Source organism: Alteromonas sp. CyTr2 (assembly GCF_947311905.1).
In the GTDB taxonomy this organism is placed as follows: domain Bacteria; phylum Pseudomonadota; class Gammaproteobacteria; order Enterobacterales; family Alteromonadaceae; genus Alteromonas; species Alteromonas macleodii.
The window spans coordinates 15,753-39,603 of sequence record NZ_CAMZMZ010000022.1; the positions used below are offsets into that span (position 1 = coordinate 15,753).

Consider the following 23,851-nt stretch of genomic DNA (forward strand, 5'->3'; position numbering starts at 1 on the left):
GCGGGTCTAGTTTTCACCATTTACGTCAACGTGATTGACGATGAGTGCAAGCTAGCCCGCTTTTTCTGGATTTATCGTAACCGCTACCACGCCTTAGCTACGCGACGTTAAGTATTCATGTACGGCATCAGCGTGACGCTCAACTGAAAACTCAATTAGGCTACTGCCATTGCACGTTAATCCTTCTTCAGACGTTACCATACGCAACACTTCACGCTGACTAGCACCAATGCGACCTACGTTACGTGAAAGACTAGAGCGAAGTACTCTAACATCATCATTTATCACAGCTTTACAAAACCCTGCAAATTGGGTTTCGCCTACAAAGCGTATGTCTTTTTGCGGTGCTGCGGCAGTTGCGTTAACGCTAAATGCTGCGGTTGCAGTTACAGCTAGCACTTTTACCGCGTTGGCTAGTTTCGATTTAACTGGTTTCATGTTTAATTCCTCAATGTGTAGATAAAGGCTTTAATCAAGTTTGTGGCAAACTCTTAGTTTTTGGTTGAACAAAGCTGAACAATCAACAATTCGCTCAACGCCCTTTATTTATGCATCAAGAATTAAAACTTTTCTGTTGAATGATTGTGTAATGGGGGTAAATGTGTGGTAAATCAGTTTGTTACACCATTGTTACTAGGCTAAATCACTGTTTTATCGAGATTAATTTAGATTACATATTACTAATATATCTAGCGATGGAACTTGTAGGATGAAAGAAATATAAGACTTAAGTATAAAAAGGCCCCTTTTGGGGCCTTAAAACTGTAATTTTAACAAAATATATAATGGTAAAGCGCATCTAATGTACAGAAAACCTCACCATTTCCGTAATTAAATTACAGAAAACGTGGGCGATTACTCATATTTGCGTTCGCGCTTAGTTTCAATGGCATCAATATAAGCATGCCATGAAGCGTAGCCGATAATAGGCATTAACACGATAAAACCAATAAACCCGGTTACGTAACCAATCGCAACGGTGGTAAAGATGATCGCCCCCCAAATAAGCATGGGCACCTTATTAAGCCACACTGCGTTAACACTGGTTAATACAGCGGTGGCAAGGTCAACTTTGCGTTCCATCAAAATTGGTTGGGTAAACGCCGTAATGAAAAGCATGGCCAATGTAAAACCCGCACCAACAATTGTGCCTAGCGCCAAAAATGGTAATAAGCTTTCTAAATCGTTTTCGATATAAGGCGGATAAAGTGCATGGATTAGCGATGCAACACGCAACCAGAATATCATCATCACCATAAGTAAAATGGCAAAGCCCCACTCGTTAAACGCATTTCTGCGCATTGCACGCAAAGAATGGCGTAACGTGGGCTTATGGCCTTTCTCCATTTCCCAGCTCACATCATAAAGACCAGCAGCCAAAAATGGACCTACCAACATAAAGCAAACAATGGCCGGTAGAATGACCAAGTGCCAACCTGTCATTTCAACCAAGTACATAATAAACCAAGGAATAACCGCGAAGAGAACGCCATAAAACAATGTGAGACCTGGTGCGCGCATAGCGTCTCGTAATGCCAATGACAACCATTTTATAGGGTCGCCAACGTCTAATTCTTTACAGGGAATAACGCGTGCTATACCACTTTGCGTGATTGCATTCTCTGGTGTTTCTTTGAAATGGTGCGACATATTCTTATCACCTCTGCTTGTTAGCCTGTTTGTTACTAACGCGTTTTTTATACACGCCTTACTACTACGATAGGCGCTGAATGAAAAGTTCACAAGCTATTAACATAAATTTTATACTTAAGTGACAAGCGGATCATTCATCTCGTTATGTGGTCAATAAATAGCCACTTGGTGAAAAAAGTAGTGCTTAAAGCAGAAATACTGCAAAAAGGCCATCGCATATGGCTTTGTATTGCGATAATCTCAGGGTATGTAAATCAACCAGATAGACCATGAAAACTGTATCTCGCTCACATAAATTAGATAACGTTTGTTACGACATTAGAGGCCCAATCGCTGCGCAAGCACGCAAAATGGAAGACGAAGGACACCGCATATTAAAGCTGAATATCGGTAACCCTGCCCCATTTGGATTTGAAGCCCCTGACGATATCGTAAAAGACGTTATTCATAACCTGCCTACGTCTCAAGGATATTCAGACTCGACAGGAATTTATGCTGCCCGTGTGGCCGTGATGCAGTACTACCAGCAGCGCAACATTAAAGACATCCGTGTAGACGACGTTTATATTGGTAACGGCGTATCTGAGTTAATTATGATGGCAATGCAGGCGCTACTTAATCATGGCGATGAAGTGCTTATTCCAAGCCCTGACTACCCGCTTTGGACAGCAGCAGTTAGCCTCTCGTCAGGTTCACCCGTTCATTATCGCTGCGACGAGCAAGCAGGCTGGTTCCCAGATATTGACGACATAAAAAGTAAAATCACCAGTAAAACTCGCGCGATCGTACTGATCAACCCTAACAACCCAACCGGCGCAGTTTACGACAAAGCCCTTTTACAAGATGTGGTTGAAGTCGCCCGCGAACACGGACTTGTTGTATTTAGCGACGAGATTTACGACAAAATTCTTTACGATGAAGCAAAACACACCAGTATTGCTTCACTGGCTGACGATGTTTTTTTTGTTACCTTTGGCGGTTTAAGCAAAAACTACCGTGTGGCGGGCTTTCGTTCAGGTTGGCTAGTTGTCAGCGGCAATAAGCGCCTGGCGTCGGACTATATTGAAGGGCTTAATATCCTATCTTCCATGCGGATGTGCGCTAACGTACCGTGTCAAAGTGCTATTCAAACTGCATTAGGCGGCTATCAAAGCATTGACGACTTGGTGAAAGAAAACGGGCGCCTTCGCATTCAGCGCGACGTCACTACAGATATGCTAAACGGCATTGACGGTATTTCGTGCGTTAAACCTAAAGGTGCCATGTATTGTTTCGCCAAAGTAGATGAAAAGAAATTCAACATTCAAAATGATGAACAAATGGTGCTGGACTTATTAAGCTCTGAAAAAATTCTGCTGGTACACGGTCGCGCGTTTAACCTGACCGAAGGCACGTACTTTCGATTAGTATTTTTACCGCACAGCGATGTATTGGTGCCTGCTCTGCATCGTATTGGCAACTTCTTTAGAACGTATAAGCAAGGGGCGTAATGTGTCTGATAAAAGTCACTTTTTTGCGCACCTGGCGCGCTTAAAGCTTATTAATCGCTGGCCGCTAATGCACAACGTGCGCACAGAAAATGTGCAGGAGCACAGTTTGCAGGTGGCCATGGTTGCCCACGCACTTGCTTTAATAAAAAATAAGTTTTTTGGCGGCACACTAAACCCTGATCGTATTGCTACCATGGCAATATTTCACGACGTGTCGGAGGTACTCACCGGAGACCTCCCTACCCCAGTGAAATACTTTAACCCTGCGATTAAAGAAGAATATAAAAAGATCGAAAAAATTGCAGAGAACAAGCTAATTGAAATGGCACCAGAGGCATTTCGAGAAGACTATGCGGCGCTTATTGATCATCACTACCATAGTGAAGAAGAAGCTTTTATTGTGAAAGCAGCAGACGTACTTTGCGCTTATCTAAAAACGCTTGAAGAATTAGCTGCTGGTAACCAAGAGTTTAAGCTGGCTAAAAAACGATTAGATAAAACCCTTAAAGAGTATCATTCTGAAGAAGTAGACTACTTCTTAACGCGTTACGTACCAAGCTTTTCTTTAAGTCTTGATGAAATTACGCAAGACGATATGTGAGCAAGGCGATTAACAGCGCTTAAATCACTATACTGACGAATAGAAGTAGCATACACAGCAAGGCAGCGAGGTTTTTTTGGCAACAAGCGATTGGGAATTAGCATTACACGAGCGTCGTTTACCCCGCAGTGAAACAAGAGACGGCGATCACCGCAATCCGTATCAACGTGATAAAGCACGCGTTCTTCATAGCGCCGCCTTTCGTAGATTACAGGCAAAAACGCAAGTGCTCGGTGTGGGGCTGAGCGACTTCTATCGCACTCGATTAACCCACTCTCTAGAAGCCGCCCAAATTGGCACCGGTATTACTGCCCAACTTTGGGTGAAATTTCCAGATATCGCCACGACGTTAGCGCTTGATCCTACGTTAATCGAAACCCTCTGCTTGGCTCACGATATTGGTCATCCCCCATTCGGCCATGGTGGTGAAATTGCGCTTAATTACATGATGCACCAATACGGCGGGTTTGAAGGAAACGGACAAACTTTTAGGATCATCACTCAGCTAGAGCCCTATACCGCCGAACACGGCATGAATTTATGCAGAAGAAGCGTGTTAGGCTTGGTTAAATATCCAAACTTTATCGATGCCCTTCATAGTAAAGGACCTACGCCAGAGCGCCCTGTTTCACTTCGTCAGGTAAAGGCCCACGACTGGCATCCGCCAAAAGGTCTGTTTCGCTGCGATGAGCCCCTATTCGACTGGCTACTTGCGCCATTTAGCAATGAAGATAAAGATGGGTTTATGCAGTTTACTGCAAAACTGAATGCACACAGTAAAACGCAATTTAAATCGTTCGACTGCTCAATTATGGAACTGTCTGACGATATCGCCTATGGCATTCACGACTTAGAAGATGCCATTGTAATGGATATGGTCGACAAGCATCATTTTGTCGAGGATGTAACCACCCCGCTAAAAGCGCTAGATGTACCGTGGCTGTCAGACAATATAGAAGTGCTAACCAATAAGCTATTTAGCGCTGCACATCACGAAAGGAAAAATGCCATAGGCGCGCTGGTAAATAGCTTTATTACAGCTATTGAAATAAAAGGCGTTGAGGGTTTCGCTCACCCGTTACTGGCGTTCAACGCCGTAATGCCTGAACATTTTGCACAAGCCTTGGAGCTTTTCAAACGCTTTGTGTTTAACAAAGTAATACGCCGCCCCGATGTGCAGCTTCTTGAATACAAAGGACAGCTGGTGGTTATGGAGCTTTTTGAAGCCTTTGCATCAGATCCTGACCGCTTACTTCCCGAAAACACCCAAGTTCGCTGGCGTAAGGCCTGTGAGAGCGGCAATGGTATGCGCGTTCTCGCCGACTATATATCGGGTATGACCGATGAATTCGCATCTCGCCTATACAGTAATATCTTTTCACCTAAACAAGGCGGTATTCAAGATAGTCTGCATATGTAGATTGTTTTGTTTTTCCAAATTAATTGAAATGAAAAGACCGTACTCTCGGTCTTTTTTATTATGTTGAACTTACTCGTTACATTAACGTAGCTAAATGTACTGGGCGAAGTGACGACCATTTCTCATAGTCTTATCATAATTTAGGTGACGTAATGCCAAAACCATTTAAACCCTCAGTAAAATTAACTGATAACGACGTAACCAATGAAGGCGTTTATATGAATCGCCGTTCATTGCTCAAATCTATGGGCTTTGTGGGAGCGTCTACGCTGTTGGCGAAGTCGGCAGGCGCTGCCGGTTGGTTTTGGGAAGATGAAGAAGAGAAGGCAGCGTTTAAGGGAAAGGCGCTGGAGTTTAGTCAGCCCCCTAAGTTTCAAATAACGGAAACCCAAACGCCTGAAGATAAAGTGACCAGCTACAACAACTTCTATGAGTTTGGCACATCTAAAGATGCACCAGCCAAAAATGCGACTGAATTTCAAACTAATCCATGGACGTTAAAAGTTGACGGGATGGTTAAAAACCCCATTGAGCTTGATCACGATGCCTTAACAAAGCGTTTTCCCCTTGAAGAACGCATTTACCGCTTGCGCTGTGTGGAAGCATGGTCGATGGTGGTGCCTTGGATTGGGTTTGAGTTGGGGGCGTTGTTAAAACAAGCCGAGCCATTAATGTCAGCCAAGTACGTGGCGTTTGAAACCCTATACGACCCTGAGCAAATGCCCGGTCAACGAAGCCGCTTTACCGGTGGTGGTATTGATTACCCTTACGTAGAGGGTTTGCGTCTTGACGAAGCCATGCACCCGTTAACGCTCATGTCGGTTGGTCTTTACGGGAAGACCTTGCCACCTCAAAACGGTGCGCCTATCAGGCTTGTTGTACCGTGGAAGTATGGTTTTAAGAGCATTAAGTCTATTGTCAGAATTCGCCTTACCGATAAGAAACCGCCTACCACATGGAATCGACTGGCCGCCAACGAGTATGGCTTTTACGCCAACGTGAATCCAAACGTGTCGCACCCAAGGTGGAGCCAGGCCAGCGAGCGTAGAATAACCACAGGTGGGCTACTCGCCAGAAATCGCATCGACACCCAAATGTTCAACGGTTACAGCGAAGTCGCGCCGCTATACAAAGATATGGACTTATCCCGTTATTACTAGCTGGTACGTTTTATAGGGCTACGAGCAAATAGCTAGCCCTTCTAACCAATATCTCATGACCGAAGCTATTAAACATTATTATTAAGTTGTTCATTTAATGCCGTTAAGAAAAAAACCATTTCGACTCTCTGTTTGGCAACGCCGCAGCCTAAAAGGTCTTATTCACCTTTTCGCATTGGGCTATCTCGCCTGGTTGTTTTTTGCAGGGGTAACCGATCAGCTTGGTCCAGACCCTGTAAACACGCTCATCAATGAGACTGGAACCTGGGCAATTCACTTTCTTTTACTAACGCTTACTCTTAGCCCACTTGCTAAATGGCTACCAAGCCCAGAACCGATGCAATTCAGACGTATGATTGGCGTATACACCTTTGTGTACGCCTTCGCACACCTGCTCACTTACATTGTGTTTGAACTCCAGCTTGATATGGCACTAGTGGCTAGCGAGATAGTAAGCAGGCCTTACATCATTGTTGGCATGGCAGCGTTACTTCTTCTTTTTGCTCTCACCGCTACGTCGTTCAAGCGTATCCAGCGCAACATGGGAAAAAAGTGGCAGAAGCTTCACAACAGCATTTACCTGATCTTGCCCCTTGCACTACTTCATTTCAGCTGGTCGCAGAAGACGTTTTGGCAAGAGCCCGTTTGGTATTGGATGATTGGACTGATATTAATGAGCCCAAGAATGAAGCTGTGGTATGTGACGTATCAGAAGAAAAGTCAAAAGAAGTCGAGAGACAAAAACGCAGTGGCGTGAGAAAACTAAAGTCGAAAACCTTTTAAACAAGTACGTAAAGCAGCGCAGCATAACGCGCTGTTTTACTAAGCGTTACCGCGAGAATAAAAAACCAAAACGGGCTTCTAAGTACACCTGCTACTAAAGTAATAGGGTCGCCAATAATAGGTACCCAGCATAAAAACAAGCTCCACTTCCCCCACTTTGTAAAGGTGTAACTTGCACGGTTAAACGCCGCTTCGCTCACTTTTAACTTATCGGTCGCAATTTCTTTTCCGAACTTGAAGCCCAATGCATAATTAACCACCGAGCCGAGTACATTTCCTAACGAAGCAACAACAAGCAACAACAACCAGCTCAACCCACTACTGTATAAAGCACTAAGCACAATTTCAGAACTAAAAGGCAATATAGTGGCAGCCAAAAATGCCGATAAGAACATCCCCAAGTAGCCTAAATGTATTAATGCGCTCAACGCTCCTCCAGCTTTATACAGTAGTTTTCTATGTAAGATTCTCGCGCATCTTACCTTAATCGGAGTATGAATACTTCCTTCAGAATTCGAAAGCACAAAAAAACCATTATCTTTTATATAGTTACTGACAAAGCACCAATTTGTGTGAAAAAAGTACAACTAAATACTTGCCAAATCCCTCTTTTATGAATACTGTATACACATTCACACTGTATAAATAACCAGTATCAATTAATAACAATATTCCTGAAGTTCGATTTATGAACTTAAGGGCAAATGCATAAAGGGTTTTACTATGAACACATCTTCAGTTTCACGATTCAATGCTTTACGCGCTTCGGTTTCAAATGTTGTTCAACTACCTTTGCCGATAGAAGGGTTTCCAGGCGAAAAACAAGGTAATGGAAAAGGAACTAACGACAAAGGTTGGAATTATCTGCTTTCAAATACGGTGTCGTTTTCTAAATCTGTAGATCACGCTATCCGTATTCAGAAACCTGAAAAAGAAAAAATGCCCGAATGGATCAGTAAGCTGATTACAGGTGGCCAGTGTAAAACACTGTATGTGGAAAACATTGATTTAGACCTTCAACCAACCGATAGTGAAATGATCAGAAAGCTGTGTGAGCTTTACTCTGTCAGCCTGGTGAATGTACGTGTTAACAGCATTAATGACGAACAAAACGTAGCATTAGGTCCTTGGTAATACAAAGCCTGTTTATGCTTACATCTTACGTTTGCCTGAGTAGCGGTGCGTAAACAAAACCTAAATATTTATTTTCATACAACTCTTTGGCGTGGAATCTCTGACATGTACCCTTTGGCATGGACCGCCAAGGAATCTTTGAATATCGGCAACATTTACGTTTAAAAAAGTTGGGGCTCACGCAACTTATACTTATACTGTAGCGCTTTGTTTTACTCTTAAACTGCGAGTTGTCTTATGCGCTGTTACTGTTGCTCATCAAAATCCTTCGACGAATGCTGCGAGCCTTTTATTAAGGGTGATAAACACCCTAGTTCTGCAGAGCAACTTATGCGCTCCCGGTTTTCAGCCTACGCCACAGCACATTATCAATATATTCTTGAAACCTACACCAAAGAAAAGCAGCAGGGTCTCTCTGTAGAGGATTTGGCGCAAAGCGCACAAGGTGCGACATGGTTCGCACTTAAAGTACACCCCACTCTAGCGGCTAGCTCCGTAGATAGCTTGGTAGGTAACTTGGTCAGTAGTACTGAAGATAGTTCGATAGACAGTACTGTACATGCCGACGCTAAAGTCGAAGCAGTAACCAACGCCGAGCCAATCTCTAAGACTAATTTAAAGTCCATCTCCAAACCCATCACCAAACCCATCACCAAACCCATCACCAAACCCAATAATGCCATTGTTGAATTCACTGCTTACTATTTTGAAAATAAAAGTATGTATCAGCTTCACGAAACGTCGAATTTTAGTGTTGAAGACGGTAAGTGGCGTTATCACGACGGCGTATTACACGACGACTGCGGCAAAATTAAATACGGGAGAAACCTACCTTGTGTTTGCGGTAGCAACAAAAAATTCAAACAGTGCTGCGCAACTAAGAGCCGCTAACCCAATTGCAATAACTAACTGTACTCCCTTCCCTGCGTATCTTGATTGTTCACCTTTCCTTTAATTTAAAATTAAAGGTGAATAGAATACGTATGCATGATGTTTATTATTTGTAAACAAAATGTAAGCATTATTTTCATCTTTTATCTCGCTCCCACATAAAATAGGACACACTATGAAGATGAAGAAACATGCGGCAGGCGTTTTAATAGGCGCAGCACTGAGTACATTAAGTTATCAAAGCTATGCCGACGTTATACTACACGCATTTAACTGGACCTACGACGACGTAGCCGCAAAAGCCCAGGAAATTGCGGATCTTGGTTACACCAAAGTACTTGTTTCACCTGCTTATAAATCGACAGGTGACCAGTGGTGGGCGCGATATCAACCACAGGACTATCGAGTTATTGATAACCCACTTGGTGACACTGCTGACTTTCAAGTGATGGTTAATGCATTAAATGCCAAAGGTGTAGAGACCTATGCGGATATTGTCTTTAATCATATGGCGAACGAAGCATGGAAACGTTCAGACTTAAACTACCCCGGAAGTGAAGTACTACAGCAATACTCATCAAATCAGGGATACTACAATGGCATCACATTATTTGGTGATGTAAGTAGCGGCCTTTTTGGCGGTGGTGACTTCCACGGTACGTATGATCAAGGTGGTCCTAAGTGCATTAGTAACTACAGCGACGTGGGCGATGTTCAGTACAATAGATTATGCGGCGCCGCGCCAGATCCTGGCTTGCCCGACCTAGACCCCAATAATTGGGTAGTAGCCCAGCAAAAAGCGTATCTTCAGGCGTTAAAAGACATGGGTGTAACCGGTTTCCGCGTTGATGCTGCAAAGCACATGACCAACTATCATATCAACGCGGTGTTCGACAGCAATATAAAAAACGGCGTGCATGTTTTCGGAGAAATAATTACCACGGGCGGTGCAGGCTCTAGTGAGTATGATAACTTCCTTGCACCTTATTTATCAGCAACAGGTCACTCGGCCTACGACTTCCCGCTTTTCGCGCAAATACGTAGTGCATTTAGCTTCGGTGGTTCGATGAATGCCTTAGTTGACCCAGGTGCGTACGGTCAGGCTTTATCAGGCGACAAGGCCATCACATTTAGTATTACCCACGACATCCCGCTAAACGACGGCTTCCGCTACCAGTTACTTGACCCTACCGACGAACATTTGGCAAATGCCTATGTACTAGGCCGTGACGGTGGTGTTCCATTACTGTACTCAGATAACAATGAAAGTGGTGATAATCGTTGGGTAGATTTGTACAAGCGTGATGACATCAAGGGTATGGTTAAATTCCATAACGGAGTTCAGGGCAGTGGCATGCAAGTGGTAAGTCATAATGACTGCGTTATTTTCTTCAAACGTGACCATCAAGGCGTTGTGGGTATTAATAAATGCGCAGACGGCCAAGATATATGGGTAGATACATCTACGGACAATTTGTGGTGGTATAGAAATTACCGCGATACGTTAAGTAATGATGTGCAATATATTACAACTCAGTGGCACAAGTTCTATGTACCAGGAAGAAGCGCCCGAATGTGGCTTATGGAATAACCCACTGTTAACAAGAAAAGCCTGAACATCGATTGTTCAGGCTTTATTGTTAAGTTACCCACGTGTCAGGCTTGTAGGATCAGGGCACAAGCACCATCTTACCTTTCACTTCCCGGTTCATTACCTTGGCCATGGCTTTCGTTGCTTGTTCTAAGGGTAATGCTTCATCTACGACCACCTTCACCTTACCTTGCACATACCAAGTTAAAAGCTCTTGCATATTTTCCGCAAAGCCTTTTGGATCGTGCTGAGTAAACGAGCCCCAAAATACGCCCATAACCGAATAGCCTTTTACCAACGCTAAATTAACCGGGAATTTCGGGATCTCACCGCCAGCAAAGCCAACCACAAGTAAACGACCTTCCCATGCCATACTGCGGCTGCAAGCGTGGAATGTGTCACCGCCAACGCATTCATAAACTACATCGACACCTTTGCCGCCTGTGACTTCTTTCAGCGTTTCTTTGAGATCTTTTTCTTTGTAGTTAATTAAAACGTCTGCGCCATACTCTTTAGCAAGCGCCAGCTTTTCTTCTGTTGAGCAAACTGCAATAACTTTAGCGCCCATAATCTTGCCTATTTGCACTGCTGCTAAGCCAGTACCACCCGCTGCGCCGGTTACAACCAGTGTTTCGCCTGGCTGCAGTTTTGCGCGCTGCTTTAACGCGTGATGTGCTGTCGCATGCGCAGTTACAAGAGCAGCCCCCTCATTAACATGGATGGGATCAGGTAACGGCATAACATGAGTGGCAGGGATCAGCGCTTTTTCTGCGTAACCACCTAAGTTAGACAACGCAATAACTCGTTGCCCTTCTTTTAAATGGCTTACGCCCTCACCTACTTCAGATATGGTGCCTGCCACTTCATTGCCAGGAATAAACGGGAAGTCTGGCTGCATTTGATACAGACCTTGCACCAATAGTCCGTCTGGAAAGTTCACCCCTGCGGCTTCAACATTTACGACTACATGCCCTTTTTTTACTTGCGGGTCTGCAACGTCTTTAAATTGAAGTTCTTCAAGTGGTCCAAAAGATTCGCATACAATTGCTTTCATACTGTCTCCAGTTGCTTTGTTCGACGAGCACGCTATTGATAGCATGACCTGTCATTAAATAGGTTATATGGCGTTTATTCGCTTTGGTGAATGGTTTGGTTCGCAATTTGCGCCAGAGGTCGCACCATTGCGCCTAATTGCATAGCCTTCTCGCTTGACGCATTGCCATCGTGTGCGCGTTTTACCACGCCTTGTAAAATAGCGGCTAAACGGAAAAAACTAAATGCGAGGTAAAACGTCCAATTGCTAATGGCATCAATACCTCTTCGCTCGCAATACGCATTGATATATTCTTGTTCACTTGGAATGCCTAACTGCTCTCTGTCTAAACCACCTAACCCAGCTGCGTGCGCAATGTCAGAGGGAAGGCGCAACTGCATACATTGGTAAGCCAAATCGGCATACGGATGCCCCAACGTTGATAATTCCCAATCAAGTACTGCGACTACTCTTGGTTTTTTAGGGTCAGACATATCAAACATCATGTTGTCTAAACGAAAATCGCCATGGACCAACGAGACTTGACCATCATCTTTTGGCAGGTTGGCCTCAAGATACTGAATAAGACTTTCAATTTCTTCAACATGCTCAAGTTCAGATGCACGATACTGTTTTGTCCACCTGCTTAGCTGACGTTCAAAGTAGCTGCCAGGCTTTCCATAATCGCGTAAGCCTGCGCTTTCAATATCTACACTGTGAAGCGCTGCAAGCACCCGGTTCATTTCATCATACATGGCACCGCGAGTAGCAGAAGACGCTATTTCAGGCAGTGCACTATTCCAAAAAATGTCACCTTCAACATAGGCCATAATGTAAAACATGCTACCGATTATGCTGGCATCTTCACATAAATGGTACGCTTTGGGCACAGGCACTTCTGAGCCCTGCAACGCATTAATAACGCGAAATTCTCGGTCAACTGCATGGGCCGATTTCAGTAACTTACCCGGAGGTTGACGGCGTAACACGTAGACGCCGTTATCCGTAGTAAGCTTGAACGTCGGGTTCGATTGCCCACCCGCAAATTTCTCAGCACTTTTGACGTGCCCAATACTGGGGCACGCAGAAGATAAATACGAATTCAGCACTGCTAAATCTATGACATGTGGGGCTTTCGCATTGTCTTTAGACACATTCACTCCTTACCCGTAATTTTTTGTATTGTTTATTTACAACACTGACTTATTCAGCGACTGCTTTTTCAGCAATAAGATTACGACCTAACTGCATCATGTGAACCTGATCAGGGCCATCTGCCAGCTTGATAGTACGCGCATAAGCGTACATGGCAGACAATACGAAATCTTGGCTTGTACCTGCAGCGCCGTGCATCTGAATGGCTTGGTCGATAACGTTACAGGCCATAGTAGGTGCAACTATCTTGATAGCAGCGATAAGGTCGCGCGATACTTTGTTGCCATAGCGATCCATCTTATCAGCCGCTTTCAACGTAAGCAGACGCGCCTGTTCAATATCACAGTGCATCTGCGCAATGCTTTCTCTAACCGATTGCTGTTTTGACAACGGTTTGCCAAACGCCACTCGGCTTTCAACTCGTTCACAGGCCATATCGAGCGCGCGCTGTGCACAGCCAATAAGGCGCATACAATGGTGAATACGGCCCGGGCCTAAGCGCCCTTGTGCAATTTCAAAACCACGCCCTTCACCAAGCAGTAAGTTTTCTGACGGTACACGTACGTTTTCAAACAAGACTTCAGCATGACCAATAGGCTCGTCGTAATAGCCCATTGCTGCCATTGGGCGAACAATAGTTACACCCTTGGTGTCCATAGGAACTAAGATTTGAGACTGCTGCTGGTGACGAGGCGCATCGAAATCAGTTTTGCCCATTACCACCATAATCTTACAGTTTTCATTCATAGCACCGCTGGTGTACCACTTACGGCCGTTGATAACGTATTCATCACCATCGCGCTTGATGGAAGTTTCGATGTTAGTCGCGTCACTTGATGCCACTGCAGGCTCTGTCATAGCAAAGGCTGAGCGTATTTCCCCGTTTAAGAGAGGCTCTAACCACTGCTTTTTCTGACTCTCGTTACCGTATTTCGCAAGCACTTCCATATTGCCGGTATCTGGCGCACTACAGTTGAAGATTTCAGAGCTAAACAAAACTCTGCCCATTTCTTCACAAAGTGGTGCATACTCTGCGTTAGTCAAGCCCGCGCCATATGGCTTATATTCTTCAGGTAAAAATAGATTCCAAAGACCCGCTTCTTTTGCACGCTTTTTCAATGTATGCATCATTTCAGGCGTTTTCCAACGACCTTCGCCATTGTTGGCAGAGCCATTTTCTACGGCGTGAATGTATTCCTTTTCAATTGGATACACTTCTTCTTTCATAAACGCTTTTAGTTTTTCTAAAAGTGCTTGGGTCTTTTCATTATATTCAAAGTTCATAACTGCCCCATTTAGCTGTAGGTAATGGCGTGTAACCTGTCAATCACATCCAGGTGAGGTACGCTGTTGAAGTTATTAAGGTGAACGCCTCGCGCATTGGCAAAGCATTGAGAAAAACTGGCATTACGGATCTGCAAATTCATATTGACAACGGTGGCCGCATCGTAGCCAAGAATGTGTTTAAGCATCATGGCAATTGCGCCGCCCGAGCTCACAACAAGTACGCGCTTCGCATCTATACTTTGAAGATGCGTGAGCATACTGTGAACTCTGTCTTCGAACTGACCCCATGTTTCATCAAGGAGTTCATGCGCCAATTCGTCTTGCGACCAGGCAAGCATTGCTTTTTTTAGCAATCGGTAATATTCAGAAGGCGAAGCACCTTCAGGTACTTTTGCTTCTGGGTAGCGTGTTAAATAGGCGGTAGCCACTGCCTGAAAATTGAACTCATTCAGGGCGCTATTCACCGTAACTTCAGGTAGCGTATAGTCTTCAGTAGCAATACCCGAGGCAATACCTTCTTTGGTTTCGTGATGCCTAACCATGTCGCCAGAGAAAACTGCATCAAATTCAACATTGCGATGCTTGAAATAGTCACCAAGCCAAATGGCCTGTTGCCCACCCAGTTCACTAAGTTTGTCATAGTTCGCTTTGCCAAAAGACGCTTGACCATGTCGCACTAAATAGATGTCTGTCATACCGCTGCCTGATGTTATTAATATGTTAACTTTCAACCAACATACTAAGGAAAACAGCGATATAAGTTTAATTGATATTTTGAATGAGTATGCATCATGTGAAACTATTCACTGCCAATTATCTGGTCGCTTTTTGCACGTTGCGAACAAAATTTGACATGATAGCTTCAAATGCGTGCAATATATGTTCATTAGATTGTATAGTGAAAAAGCACTACACGACGTCATAGGGAAGTTGGCGTATTTAAAATGTAAAGGACTGTACGCATTTGGACGCGACCTTGTCGTGATTAATTTTGTTTAAAGCCCCCGCTTTTGAAAAATAAAAAGAACCAAAATGAAGTCACTTACACACGCTTTGTCTTGTAATAGCTTAAGCATATCTACACCCCAAAACGTCATTACCCGTTGCCAATGTAGTTCGCCGTTTATTGCCTCTATTGTCTCGTCGACACTTGCTTTGGCTCCCCACGCTCACGCCGATGAGAATGCTCTATCTACTCCGCATAACAAAAAGGCGCTGGAACACATTGTTGTACAGGCGCAAAAGACCAGTCAAAACTTGCAAGATGTGCCTGTTGCGGTCACTGCGCTTTCAGGTCAAGACCTAGTTGAAACCGTAAGCCGAGATGTGTTTGACCTGCAAAACTACGTACCTGCTTTTGGCGCGTTTCAAAATCAAAGCGTAACAAATTCAGGGTTTTCAATACGCGGCATTGGCACGTCTTCACAAAACTTCGGCTTCGAGTCTTCGGTGGGTTTATACGTAGATGGTGTGTACCGTGCACGACAAAACGCGTTAATTAACGACTTAGTCGATATTGAATCTATTGAAGTGTTGCGTGGGCCACAGGGCACACTATTCGGAAAGAATACCGCCGCTGGCGCAATGACGTTAACGACGGTCGCACCTTCACACGACGAGCGCGACGGCTTTGCCGAAGCCATCATCGGCAATGATAACTTGGTTCGTTTAAGCGCTGGCTCGTCGTTTTCGCTTATCGACGATGTACTTGCCATGCGAGTATCTGGCTTTAGTTCTCACAGTGACGGTTTCATTACCGACGAGCGCAGCGGACAAACCCTAAATAACCGTAACCGTTCTGCGATAAAAGCACAGCTGCTTTACACTCCAACAGCTGACATTAGCGTACGGCTTATCGCTGATTACGGCGAGCTAGACGAACGGTGCTGCGGCGCACTAACTTTTCAAAACAATATTCAGGCTAATGACATAGCGGGTAAATTGGGTACTGATGCGCTGCTGCTAGAACCGCCGTTTAATGCAACTATTTACGGGCGCGATAACTTTTATGACTATAAAACCTCGCTGTCGCAAACTCCCCTTTCAAAAATGAAAGACAAAGGACTATCAGTTCAAGTAGATGTGGCTTTAAACAAAGCATGGGATTTAGTGAGCATAAGCGCGTACCGCGCGTTTGACAGCTTAGATACGGTAGATACCGACTTTTCTGATGCGGACCTTCTTACTGCCACTAACGACGCCAAGCAGCAGTCGTTTTCTCAAGAAATTAGATTACATTACACCAGTGAAGATGTGCGCGGTTTAATAGGTGTTTACTATTACAGCCAAAACTTAGATCTAACCTTTGATACTACCACGCAAGATGATTTTAGTGCGTTCTTTAATGCCGCCGCGCCCGATCTGCTGCCTTTGGCTAACGCCATCAACGAGCTATCTGCAGTTACATCAGGCTTTATTGCGCCTGCTGCAGCACCCGCGCCTTCCGGTACTGCTTTCGCGCACAGCGCCTATCAAGAGCAAGACAGTATTGCTTTATTCTCTCAGCTGGATTGGCTGTTAAACAGTGATTTCACCTTAACAACGGGCTTACGCTATACTCGCGAAGAAAAGTCGATTGTCGGAGCCTACGATGAGCAAGGGCCTGGTATTGACGGACTAACTCAAGACCCAGCGCAATGGCCTAATGTAGGTCGTGCTGTAGTTGGGTTACAAAACATCGCTGCTGCGTTAGCGGCGGGACAAGCCCCTACAGCACAGTCCCTTAACGCTATCGCACCATTTCAACAAGCGGGTTGGGGGTATTTTTTCTTGGGATCTGCAGCGGTTATGCCGCGACCTGACTTAAACGAAGAGCTTGATGATTCACAGTTAACCGGCACGGTAAAACTGGCTTATCACCCTAATGACAACACGCTAACGTACGCCAGTTTTGCGACTGGTTACAAAGCGGGCGGTACGAATACCGACAGAATTTTACCTTCGCTTAGCCCGCTTTTTGATGCTGAAAAATCGCGAAGTGCTGAAATAGGTGTAAAACACGATTTTGAAGAATACGGCGTGCGCGTAAATGCTGCGGCGCACTATACACAAATTAGCGACTTTCAGGCGACGACCTTTACCGGAACGGGGTTCAACCTGCAAAATGCGGGCGATATCATAGTAAAAGGCATAGAGCTTGAAGCCACATGGCTAATGACAGAAAGCACCGAATTACATGCAGTTGCGTCGCGCACATTGGCGAATTTTGATGAGTTTAAACGCGGTACCTGTTGGGTAGCGTACACGTGGCACACCGGCATTGACGACCCGGGCCGTGTGGAGCCAACCGACCCGTTCTGTTCAAGAGACGGTGACCGCGTAGGCTTCGAGCCTCAGAACTCACTGTCTCTTATGCTGAATCACTATTTCGAAGTTGGGAATTATCCTGCCTCCGCCAGTATTGACTACCAATACACGGGCGACGTATTTCTTGATGATGCGAACGACCCGTACAAGTACGCTGACGACTTTTCATTATTTAACGTTCGCGTAAGTTTCACTATCCCACAATGGGATAGCGAAATTATTGCGTGGTCGCGCAACGTTTTCGATGAAGAGTACGTTGCACGAAGTGGCTTTGATGTACCCGTACAAACCGGAAAGATCATGGCCTACCCAGGCGCGCCTAGAAGCTTTGGCGTTACCTTCAGAAAGTCTTTCTAACGCTTTAAATGCGTAGGTTTGGTATGAAACACCGCATGGCACTGAGTAATAACAGACAGCGCTATATGCTCTGGTAGCTCACCACCAATGTCGAAACCAGCGGGGCTTGCAAAATACTGAGTAAAGTTGGTATCGCCAAGCCCGGCTAAATCCATAATTTCCTGCTTACGGTGCAGTGGCCCGAGCATTGCCGTATAGGTTAACGATTGCTTGCTAAGCACCTGCAGCGCCTTTGCATCAATTTCTCGATGATGGGACATAAGCACCGCCGCTTGAATGTTATGTTCGCCCATGTGAAGACGTAAGCCTTCAGTAGACGGGTCTTCAATCAAGTAATTTACCTCGGGAAAATGTTCAAGTCTTGCTTGTGCAGGCCTTGGATCCCAAAGACTTACTAAATAGCCCTGCAAACTAGCAAGCTTGGTCATAAAGGTAGCGTCGTACCCACCTCCAACAACAAGTAGGTGGATAGGCGGCAGCATCAAAACCGACAACATGCGCTTGCCATCAACGGTGTCTAGCACAGCTTTTCTAGGTTTAGCAGAATGGTCTTCCAATTCCGTGCAATCACCCAAAGTACCGTCTACAGCGCAGCGCCACTCACACGCTTTTCCGTTTGATAAGCTTTTGCTAACCACATCCAACGATAAATACTGGTTACTCTCGTTAACTGGTACAAGTGCTAAGTGCACCACACCGCCGCATCCAACACCAAGTTTAAACGCGATGTCTTCTTCATCTTCGTCATCGTAAACCGCGGTACGACTAACGCCGTCGGTCATTACTCGCTGGGCTTTTTTAACGATGTCACTTTCTAAGCAGCCGCCGCTTAATATACCTAGCTGATGCCCTGCATCACTAAACAACATCATGGCGCCTGCTTTGCGGTAGCATGAGCCTTCGGTTTTAAAAATAAAACCTAACACCCACTTATGCTTGTTTTTAAGTGGAAGCCACTGGGCCAACAAATAGTTAACGTGATTACTCATAACTACCTCTAAATCCGTTTAACCTGTTTATTGCTGTGATGCCGCTTGGGCAATAAATGCTGCCAATGTAGCTGGCTCTTGTGCCCCGGCTACGCCCTGATTGCCAATGACAAAAGTAGGCACACTCTGAATACCACGCTGTATCCAAATAGTTTCTTCCTCACGCACTGCTTGCGCGTATTTTTCACTTTTAAGCGCTTGTTCCGTATCAGCTTTATCAAGACCAACAGCCTGTGCCAACGCTACTAAAACACCTAAATCATTAATGTTTTTACCGTCTGTGAAGTAGGCATTAAATAAGGCCAGCTTCATTTCTTCTTCAAGGCCGTTTTCTGTAGCAAAGTGAATAAGCTGATGGGCCTTAAACGTGTTCTGCATGCGAGAGTCGTCAGTAAAGTTAAACGAAAAGCCTAATTGCTCGCCCGCTTCTACTAACCGCGCTCTGTTCTGCGCGCTTTGCTGTTCACTAATGCCGTACTTTCCCATTATGTGCTCGCGAAGGTTTTGCCCTTCTTCTGGCATATTGGGGTTTAGCTCGAACGGGTGAAACTTAATATCCACTTCAATGTTATCAAGGGTTTTAATGGCTTCTTGCAAACGCTGGTACCCAACAATACACCATGGACATACCACGTCAGAAACCATATTAACTGTTACACTCTGCATACCGCTCGCACTTTGTACACCTTGCTCATTTGCTGCCATGATAGGCCTCGCTTTATTGAATTCATGAAGATATAAGGGCTTAGATAAGGTTACAAAAAGAAACTTCAACCCCAAACTGCGATTATTTCGTCGCAGTTACATCAGTTTCTGCTGTGACTTTTTTTGTCGTGCCCATTGTGGTGCTGTAAAGCGTGGAAAGTTTTTCAAGGGCTGAGTGTGCCCATATTTCATAGCCTTTCGTGGAGGGATGAAAGCCATCTTCTGCCATCAAACCACTTTGCTGAATATCCGTCATAGTTCCGCTCACATTAAGTGCACTAACATGTAATATGTCTGCGTTAGCTAGGTCTGTTACGCTATCAGCCAAAGCTTGGTTTAGTAGCCACGCACGGTAACCTAATAGTGCACGCAAAGGTTGCGGAAGCGCAGGAAAGCAATGAATTGGCGGTAGCGCAGTAAACAGTATTGTTTCGCACCCAAATTTATCTGACAGTAGCGTACTCATAGCATCGATGTTTTGTCGCCACCGTTTCAACGGTACAAATTTGGTCACGTCGTTAACACCAATAGAGACGAGCACCGACGAAAAGTGCTCGGCAGGCATTTCATGAAGAAGCTTGAGCACATCTTCACTTTTAAAACCTGTTTTAGCATTCAACGTCACTCGCGTTGGCCCATGCTTAACAAGGTTTGAGTACAGCAGACCTGTGAGTGCCCCCATTTGCGTCGTTGCACCAACACCCGCGGCAGCAGAATCGCCTATAACCAAAACGTTATTAGTTAGCAGCAATTTACTATCGGCTGAGGCTAATACCCGCTCGCCGTCAGGCTCTGGCAGTACAGCTGTCTTTTTCCTCACCCACAATGCTTGAAGCAAAATGACTGGAAGAAGTAAAACAATTATCAGGTTTAATACCAAAACCTTGAAGTAGATCAAATCAGCCTCCTAAGCAATTCATTAAGCTTTAACCATCGAATTGAATTCGCGCCTAGATATCTACATATAAGTGCAGAGCCAATATGACTATAATTGCCGTACAACAACGCCCCGTATCAACCATTACCAAGTATGCGTTGAATGCTCCTCGCTATACCTCTTACCCTACTGCACTTAAATTTGAACCGCTACAAGATGACATACTTCCACAAGCACTTGCAGTGTCAAAAGCGCCGGCAGTAAGTCTCTACATGCACATTCCATTTTGCAAAACGCTGTGCTACTACTGTGGCTGCAATAAAATGGTGACGCGTCACAATGAAAAAGCGGACGAATATTTAGATTACATAGAAAAAGAAATCCTGTCTAAGCGTTATTTAACTGACGGCAGGCGTGCAGTTTCTCTGCACTTGGGTGGCGGTTCACCCAGTTTTTTGAGCGAGACTCAGCATACTTATTTAATGTACCTGCTTAAGAAACACTTTACCTTTGAAGCAGGTGCTGAACTGTCAATTGAGTTAGATCCCAGAAATATCGATAAACACTATCTTCAAAACTTAAAATGTCTCGGCTACACACGCATTAGCTTTGGTTTACAAGATACTGATTACAATGTTCAGAAAACCATAAATCGTGTACAAAGCACGTCTCACATTGCCGATTTAGTATTCGAGGCTCGGTCGCTGGGTTTCGCCTCAGTTAACTTAGATCTAATTTATGGTTTACCAAATCAGTCAATTGAAACGTTCTCATCAACCATCGCCGCGACAAAAGCCATGATGCCAGATCGTATTTCGCTTTTTAGCTATGCACACCTTCCCGAGAGGTTCGCAGCGCAGCGTAAATTTGCTGAAGAAACACTGCCAAGTAGTGAAGAAAAAGCGGCGCTTTACAAGCTTGCCGTTAACAGCTTTACAAACATAGGTTATGAAATGATTGGTCTTGATCATTTTGCCTTAAGCAAAGACTCCTTAGCCATTGCGAAAAATAAAGGCGAGCTTCACCGTAACTTTCAAGGGTATACCTTACGTGGCGACACCGACCTTATAGGGTTCGGCGTATCAGCCATTAGCACGGTAGGTAACGCCTTTGCGCAAAATGCTAAGGAGCTAAAAGAATATTACAGTCGGTTAGACAACCACCAGCCCAATGCGAAGGTTGGGCTGTCATTAAGTGCCGACGACCTGATTCGCAGAGACGTGATTTCTAGCTTAATGTGCAATTTAGCGGTAGACAAGCAAGCAATTGCCGACAAGCACCACATCACTTTTGATGAATACTTTGCTTCAGCCTTAAACAACCTTGAAGAACTTAAAGAAGACGGGCTTATCGAAATGACACCTCGGTATATTCGAGTGCCAGAGCCTGCTCGTATTTACATTCGGGCTATTTGTGCCCGTTTCGACGCTTATTTGAACGCAAGTGAAATACTCAGTAGCTACTCCAAAGCCATTTAAACCTAGGGCAGTTTAAACCGCGCAATCACTTGCATCCCTACATCAAGCTTAAGACGCGATAGAGAGATACAGCTAATGCTGGCATAAAGGGTTTGGTTACTGTTTAATACATCAAGTTTTAACAGCACTTTCGCGCTGTTTACGGTCGCTAACTTTTTAGAGGTTAGCTTTGTATCTGTAAGTTCTGTATCGGCGTTATTTTCAGGCTCGTTCAAGGGGCTGAGTGGATTCGCCACGGGTTCGATGCTAGATATAACACATGGCAGCGCATTTAAAATACTGATTGTGCTGGCATTGCCAAAGTCAGCAACATTAGTATCGATACTTACATCACAAGCTTTAACTGCAAAACGAACAAAAACTTGCTCACCGCTTTGCTGAGGCAAATAGGACACTGATTCTGCAGTGACGAATATCTCGTGCCCCGCTACCTCAACGCGCTCAATGCCGTTTTCCGACTGGCACTGCTCATTGCCTTGTAAGGTTAGAACATTTTGATCTTGTTGCGTTTGGCTACCGTGTTTGTAGCTGACAACGGCGTTTTGTGACTGGTTACTGTCGTGTGCGTCGCTTTGCGCAGTAACTTTAAATCCCTCAAGTACGCTAGACGGTGTCGCAAATCCTTCTTTTTCGAATACTTGAGTCAAAACATCGCGCGTTTTTCCACAAAGCTTGGTGCGGCCTTGGTCAATAAAAACCAACTCATCGCTGAACAAGGTAAGGTCATCTAAATCGTGAGAAATAACAAGGCAGGTGAGCTTCCCCGACACACACAAATTGTTCAAAAACTGGTAAATTTTGCGACGGGTGAAGATATCAATTGCGCTTAACGATTCATCTAGCAATAACACATCTGGCCCATTGACCAACGCCCGTGCAATCGCGACCCGCTGCGCTTCACCACCAGAAAGCGCTTGAACTGGCTTATCGATTAAATGTTCGCAATAACAGCCGCGCAAACACGCATCGATAGACATTGCATTAGGGCTTGCGTGACGCTGCGCAAGGGCTAAATTACCGCGCACATCGGTATGGGGAAATAGCATGGGCTGCTGAAAAACGATGCCGACCTTTTGAGAGGTCCACGGCGTTTGCACACTTGCGCTTTTTTCTACGCCAGCTAGGGCGCGAAACAAGCTGCTTTTTCCCGCACCTGATGGACCGGTAATCCCAATGAATCGGCTTTGTGGCTGCAATGAGATTTGTGCGTTAATGCGATTTGGTAGTAGCGCAGATATTTGCATGTTAACGCGCCTCATCACTTTGTGTGATACCGTTAAAGCGATAGAGCGCCGCGAGCATCACGAATGAAAAAACCAGAAGGGCCAACGCAAGGTTGTGTGCACTGTTATATTCCAACGCTTCTACCTGTTCATATAGCGCGATAGACAGCACCTGAGTTTCTCCAGGAATATTGCCTCCTATCATTAGTACTACGCCAAACTCGCCTATGGTATGGGCAAAGCTTAAGCCTAATGCCACTACAATGGGCGCTTTGCTTAAAGGCAGTACTATTTTTATAAAAGCTTCGGTGGCCGAAAAACCCAGCGTTTTTGCTACATCCAAATAACGATTATCTAATTGCGAAAAGCCGCTGTACAAAGGCTGTAGAGCAAAAGGAAGGGAGTAGATGACAGACCCCAATACTAAACCTTCAAAGCTAAATGCTAAATTGCTCCCGGTTAGGCTTTGCCATCCCTGCCCCAACGCACTTTGCGGCGAAAAAGCAATAAGCAAATAAAAACCCAGCACAGTTGGCGGTAACACCAAAGGCAACGCGAGTATCGACATCACCAAAGGCTTAGCTTTGCTCTGCCATTTCGCTAAAAACCACGCTAGCGGCAATGCGATTAACAACAGCAAACCACTGGTTATAAAGGCCAGTTTTAAGGTGAGTAATATGGCTTCAAGTGTCGATGCCCCGAAGAATTCTGTGAGCAT

At 44.9% G+C, this 23,851-nt stretch carries 22 protein-coding genes; 10 read left to right on the top strand and 12 right to left on the bottom strand.

Annotated elements, in window-relative coordinates; genetic code table 11:
- Positions 1-93: 93 nt before the first annotated feature.
- Positions 94-438, bottom strand: coding sequence for a DUF3718 domain-containing protein (locus tag QME20_RS12470; protein WP_014949750.1), 345 nt, complete (start codon positions 436-438; stop codon positions 94-96).
- 417 nt (positions 439-855) lie between these two features.
- The gene (locus QME20_RS12475; RefSeq protein WP_014949751.1) at positions 856-1,650 is read right to left on the bottom strand and encodes a DUF2189 domain-containing protein; all 795 of its coding nucleotides are present in this window, start codon (positions 1,648-1,650) and stop codon (positions 856-858) included.
- 272 nt (positions 1,651-1,922) lie between these two features.
- Here QME20_RS12475 and QME20_RS12480 point away from each other — a divergent pair, with 272 nt between their 5' ends.
- From QME20_RS12480 to QME20_RS12500, 5 genes are all read left to right on the top strand, one after another.
- Entirely contained in the window at positions 1,923-3,143 is a 1,221-nt protein-coding gene (locus QME20_RS12480; RefSeq protein WP_014976750.1) for a pyridoxal phosphate-dependent aminotransferase, read from the top strand.
- A 1-nt stretch (position 3,144) separates the two neighbouring features.
- A complete protein-coding gene (gene yfbR / locus QME20_RS12485; protein ID WP_012519109.1) occupies positions 3,145-3,744 on the top strand; it encodes a 5'-deoxynucleotidase in 600 nt (199 codons plus the stop codon).
- A gap of 76 nt (positions 3,745-3,820) precedes the next feature.
- A complete protein-coding gene (locus QME20_RS12490) occupies positions 3,821-5,164 on the top strand; it encodes an anti-phage deoxyguanosine triphosphatase (protein ID WP_187446797.1) in 1,344 nt (447 codons plus the stop codon).
- A 152-nt stretch (positions 5,165-5,316) separates the two neighbouring features.
- Positions 5,317-6,324 carry a protein-methionine-sulfoxide reductase catalytic subunit MsrP gene (gene msrP / locus QME20_RS12495; RefSeq protein WP_239240647.1) on the top strand — a complete coding sequence of 336 codons (1,008 nt, stop codon included), beginning with the start codon at positions 5,317-5,319 and terminating at the stop codon, positions 6,322-6,324.
- Between the two features lie 97 nt (positions 6,325-6,421).
- A complete protein-coding gene (locus QME20_RS12500; RefSeq protein WP_239240644.1) occupies positions 6,422-7,081 on the top strand; it encodes a protein-methionine-sulfoxide reductase heme-binding subunit MsrQ in 660 nt (219 codons plus the stop codon).
- A gap of 22 nt (positions 7,082-7,103) precedes the next feature.
- Here QME20_RS12500 and QME20_RS12505 read toward each other — a convergent pair whose 3' ends face one another.
- The gene (locus QME20_RS12505; RefSeq protein WP_239240664.1) at positions 7,104-7,502 is read right to left on the bottom strand and encodes a YqaA family protein; all 399 of its coding nucleotides are present in this window, start codon (positions 7,500-7,502) and stop codon (positions 7,104-7,106) included.
- 328 nt (positions 7,503-7,830) lie between these two features.
- On the opposite strand from QME20_RS12505, the gene QME20_RS12510 reads away from it, so the two are divergent.
- From QME20_RS12510 to QME20_RS12520, 3 genes are all read left to right on the top strand, one after another.
- Positions 7,831-8,241: a hypothetical protein gene (locus tag QME20_RS12510; protein WP_049587264.1), complete on the top strand. Its 411-nt coding sequence runs from the start codon at positions 7,831-7,833 to the stop codon at positions 8,239-8,241.
- Between the two features lie 237 nt (positions 8,242-8,478).
- Positions 8,479-9,132: a YchJ family metal-binding protein gene (locus tag QME20_RS12515; RefSeq protein WP_061486003.1), complete on the top strand. Its 654-nt coding sequence runs from the start codon at positions 8,479-8,481 to the stop codon at positions 9,130-9,132.
- 175 nt (positions 9,133-9,307) lie between these two features.
- Entirely contained in the window at positions 9,308-10,723 is a 1,416-nt protein-coding gene (locus QME20_RS12520) for an alpha-amylase family protein (RefSeq protein ID WP_281716008.1), read from the top strand.
- Between the two features lie 79 nt (positions 10,724-10,802).
- On the opposite strand, the gene QME20_RS12525 is transcribed toward QME20_RS12520, so the two are convergent.
- From QME20_RS12525 to QME20_RS12540, 4 genes are all read right to left on the bottom strand, one after another.
- The gene (locus tag QME20_RS12525; protein WP_061486004.1) at positions 10,803-11,777 is read right to left on the bottom strand and encodes an NADPH:quinone oxidoreductase family protein; all 975 of its coding nucleotides are present in this window, start codon (positions 11,775-11,777) and stop codon (positions 10,803-10,805) included.
- 74 nt (positions 11,778-11,851) lie between these two features.
- The gene (locus QME20_RS12530; protein ID WP_061486005.1) at positions 11,852-12,910 is read right to left on the bottom strand and encodes a phosphotransferase family protein; all 1,059 of its coding nucleotides are present in this window, start codon (positions 12,908-12,910) and stop codon (positions 11,852-11,854) included.
- Between the two features lie 49 nt (positions 12,911-12,959).
- Positions 12,960-14,195 (bottom strand): acyl-CoA dehydrogenase family protein, encoded by a 1,236-nt coding sequence (locus QME20_RS12535; protein ID WP_281716009.1) that lies wholly within the window; start codon positions 14,193-14,195, stop codon positions 12,960-12,962.
- 11 nt (positions 14,196-14,206) lie between these two features.
- The gene (locus QME20_RS12540; RefSeq protein WP_039216471.1) at positions 14,207-14,893 is read right to left on the bottom strand and encodes a histidine phosphatase family protein; all 687 of its coding nucleotides are present in this window, start codon (positions 14,891-14,893) and stop codon (positions 14,207-14,209) included.
- Between the two features lie 337 nt (positions 14,894-15,230).
- On the opposite strand from QME20_RS12540, the gene QME20_RS12545 reads away from it, so the two are divergent.
- The gene (locus QME20_RS12545) at positions 15,231-17,861 is read left to right on the top strand and encodes a TonB-dependent receptor (RefSeq protein WP_281716010.1); all 2,631 of its coding nucleotides are present in this window, start codon (positions 15,231-15,233) and stop codon (positions 17,859-17,861) included.
- On the opposite strand, the gene QME20_RS12550 is transcribed toward QME20_RS12545, so the two are convergent.
- The 3 genes from QME20_RS12550 to QME20_RS12560 form a co-directional block, all read right to left on the bottom strand.
- A complete protein-coding gene (locus tag QME20_RS12550) occupies positions 17,858-18,850 on the bottom strand; it encodes an XdhC/CoxI family protein (RefSeq protein ID WP_281716011.1) in 993 nt (330 codons plus the stop codon). The two genes, QME20_RS12545 and QME20_RS12550, sit on opposite strands and share 4 nt — an antisense overlap.
- Before the next feature lie 27 nt (positions 18,851-18,877).
- Positions 18,878-19,555 carry a DsbA family oxidoreductase gene (locus QME20_RS12555; protein ID WP_281716012.1) on the bottom strand — a complete coding sequence of 226 codons (678 nt, stop codon included), beginning with the start codon at positions 19,553-19,555 and terminating at the stop codon, positions 18,878-18,880.
- An 82-nt stretch (positions 19,556-19,637) separates the two neighbouring features.
- Positions 19,638-20,453 (bottom strand): SGNH/GDSL hydrolase family protein, encoded by an 816-nt coding sequence (locus QME20_RS12560; protein WP_281716013.1) that lies wholly within the window; start codon positions 20,451-20,453, stop codon positions 19,638-19,640.
- Between the two features lie 83 nt (positions 20,454-20,536).
- Here QME20_RS12560 and hemN point away from each other — a divergent pair, with 83 nt between their 5' ends.
- Positions 20,537-21,910, top strand: coding sequence for an oxygen-independent coproporphyrinogen III oxidase (hemN, locus tag QME20_RS12565; protein ID WP_281716014.1), 1,374 nt, complete (start codon positions 20,537-20,539; stop codon positions 21,908-21,910).
- 2 nt (positions 21,911-21,912) lie between these two features.
- Here the strand turns inward: hemN and QME20_RS12570 are convergent, their stop codons facing one another.
- Both QME20_RS12570 and modB read right to left on the bottom strand, forming a co-directional pair.
- Positions 21,913-23,154: an ATP-binding cassette domain-containing protein gene (locus tag QME20_RS12570; protein ID WP_281716015.1), complete on the bottom strand. Its 1,242-nt coding sequence runs from the start codon at positions 23,152-23,154 to the stop codon at positions 21,913-21,915.
- Position 23,155: 1 nt separating this feature from the next.
- Positions 23,156-23,851 (bottom strand): molybdate ABC transporter permease subunit, encoded by a 696-nt coding sequence (gene modB, locus QME20_RS12575; RefSeq protein ID WP_187446787.1) that lies wholly within the window; start codon positions 23,849-23,851, stop codon positions 23,156-23,158.

Coding starts and splice junctions, on each gene's coding strand:
- QME20_RS12540 (WP_039216471.1), bottom strand. CDS start 14,893: ATGACAGACATCTATTTAGTGCGACATGGTCAAGCGTCTTTTGGCAAA.
- msrP (WP_239240647.1), top strand. CDS start 5,317: ATGCCAAAACCATTTAAACCCTCAGTAAAATTAACTGATAACGACGTA.
- QME20_RS12515 (WP_061486003.1), top strand. CDS start 8,479: ATGCGCTGTTACTGTTGCTCATCAAAATCCTTCGACGAATGCTGCGAG.
- QME20_RS12510 (WP_049587264.1), top strand. CDS start 7,831: ATGAACACATCTTCAGTTTCACGATTCAATGCTTTACGCGCTTCGGTT.
- modB (WP_187446787.1), bottom strand. CDS start 23,851: ATGCTCACAGAATTCTTCGGGGCATCGACACTTGAAGCCATATTACTC.
- QME20_RS12480 (WP_014976750.1), top strand. CDS start 1,923: ATGAAAACTGTATCTCGCTCACATAAATTAGATAACGTTTGTTACGAC.
- hemN (WP_281716014.1), top strand. CDS start 20,537: ATGACTATAATTGCCGTACAACAACGCCCCGTATCAACCATTACCAAG.
- QME20_RS12470 (WP_014949750.1), bottom strand. CDS start 438: ATGAAACCAGTTAAATCGAAACTAGCCAACGCGGTAAAAGTGCTAGCT.
- QME20_RS12550 (WP_281716011.1), bottom strand. CDS start 18,850: ATGAGTAATCACGTTAACTATTTGTTGGCCCAGTGGCTTCCACTTAAA.
- QME20_RS12555 (WP_281716012.1), bottom strand. CDS start 19,555: ATGGCAGCAAATGAGCAAGGTGTACAAAGTGCGAGCGGTATGCAGAGT.
- QME20_RS12545 (WP_281716010.1), top strand. CDS start 15,231: ATGAAGTCACTTACACACGCTTTGTCTTGTAATAGCTTAAGCATATCT.
- QME20_RS12500 (WP_239240644.1), top strand. CDS start 6,422: ATGCCGTTAAGAAAAAAACCATTTCGACTCTCTGTTTGGCAACGCCGC.
- QME20_RS12570 (WP_281716015.1), bottom strand. CDS start 23,154: ATGCAAATATCTGCGCTACTACCAAATCGCATTAACGCACAAATCTCA.
- QME20_RS12520 (WP_281716008.1), top strand. CDS start 9,308: ATGAAGATGAAGAAACATGCGGCAGGCGTTTTAATAGGCGCAGCACTG.
- QME20_RS12525 (WP_061486004.1), bottom strand. CDS start 11,777: ATGAAAGCAATTGTATGCGAATCTTTTGGACCACTTGAAGAACTTCAA.
- QME20_RS12505 (WP_239240664.1), bottom strand. CDS start 7,502: ATGTTCTTATCGGCATTTTTGGCTGCCACTATATTGCCTTTTAGTTCT.
- QME20_RS12535 (WP_281716009.1), bottom strand. CDS start 14,195: ATGAACTTTGAATATAATGAAAAGACCCAAGCACTTTTAGAAAAACTA.
- QME20_RS12475 (WP_014949751.1), bottom strand. CDS start 1,650: ATGTCGCACCATTTCAAAGAAACACCAGAGAATGCAATCACGCAAAGT.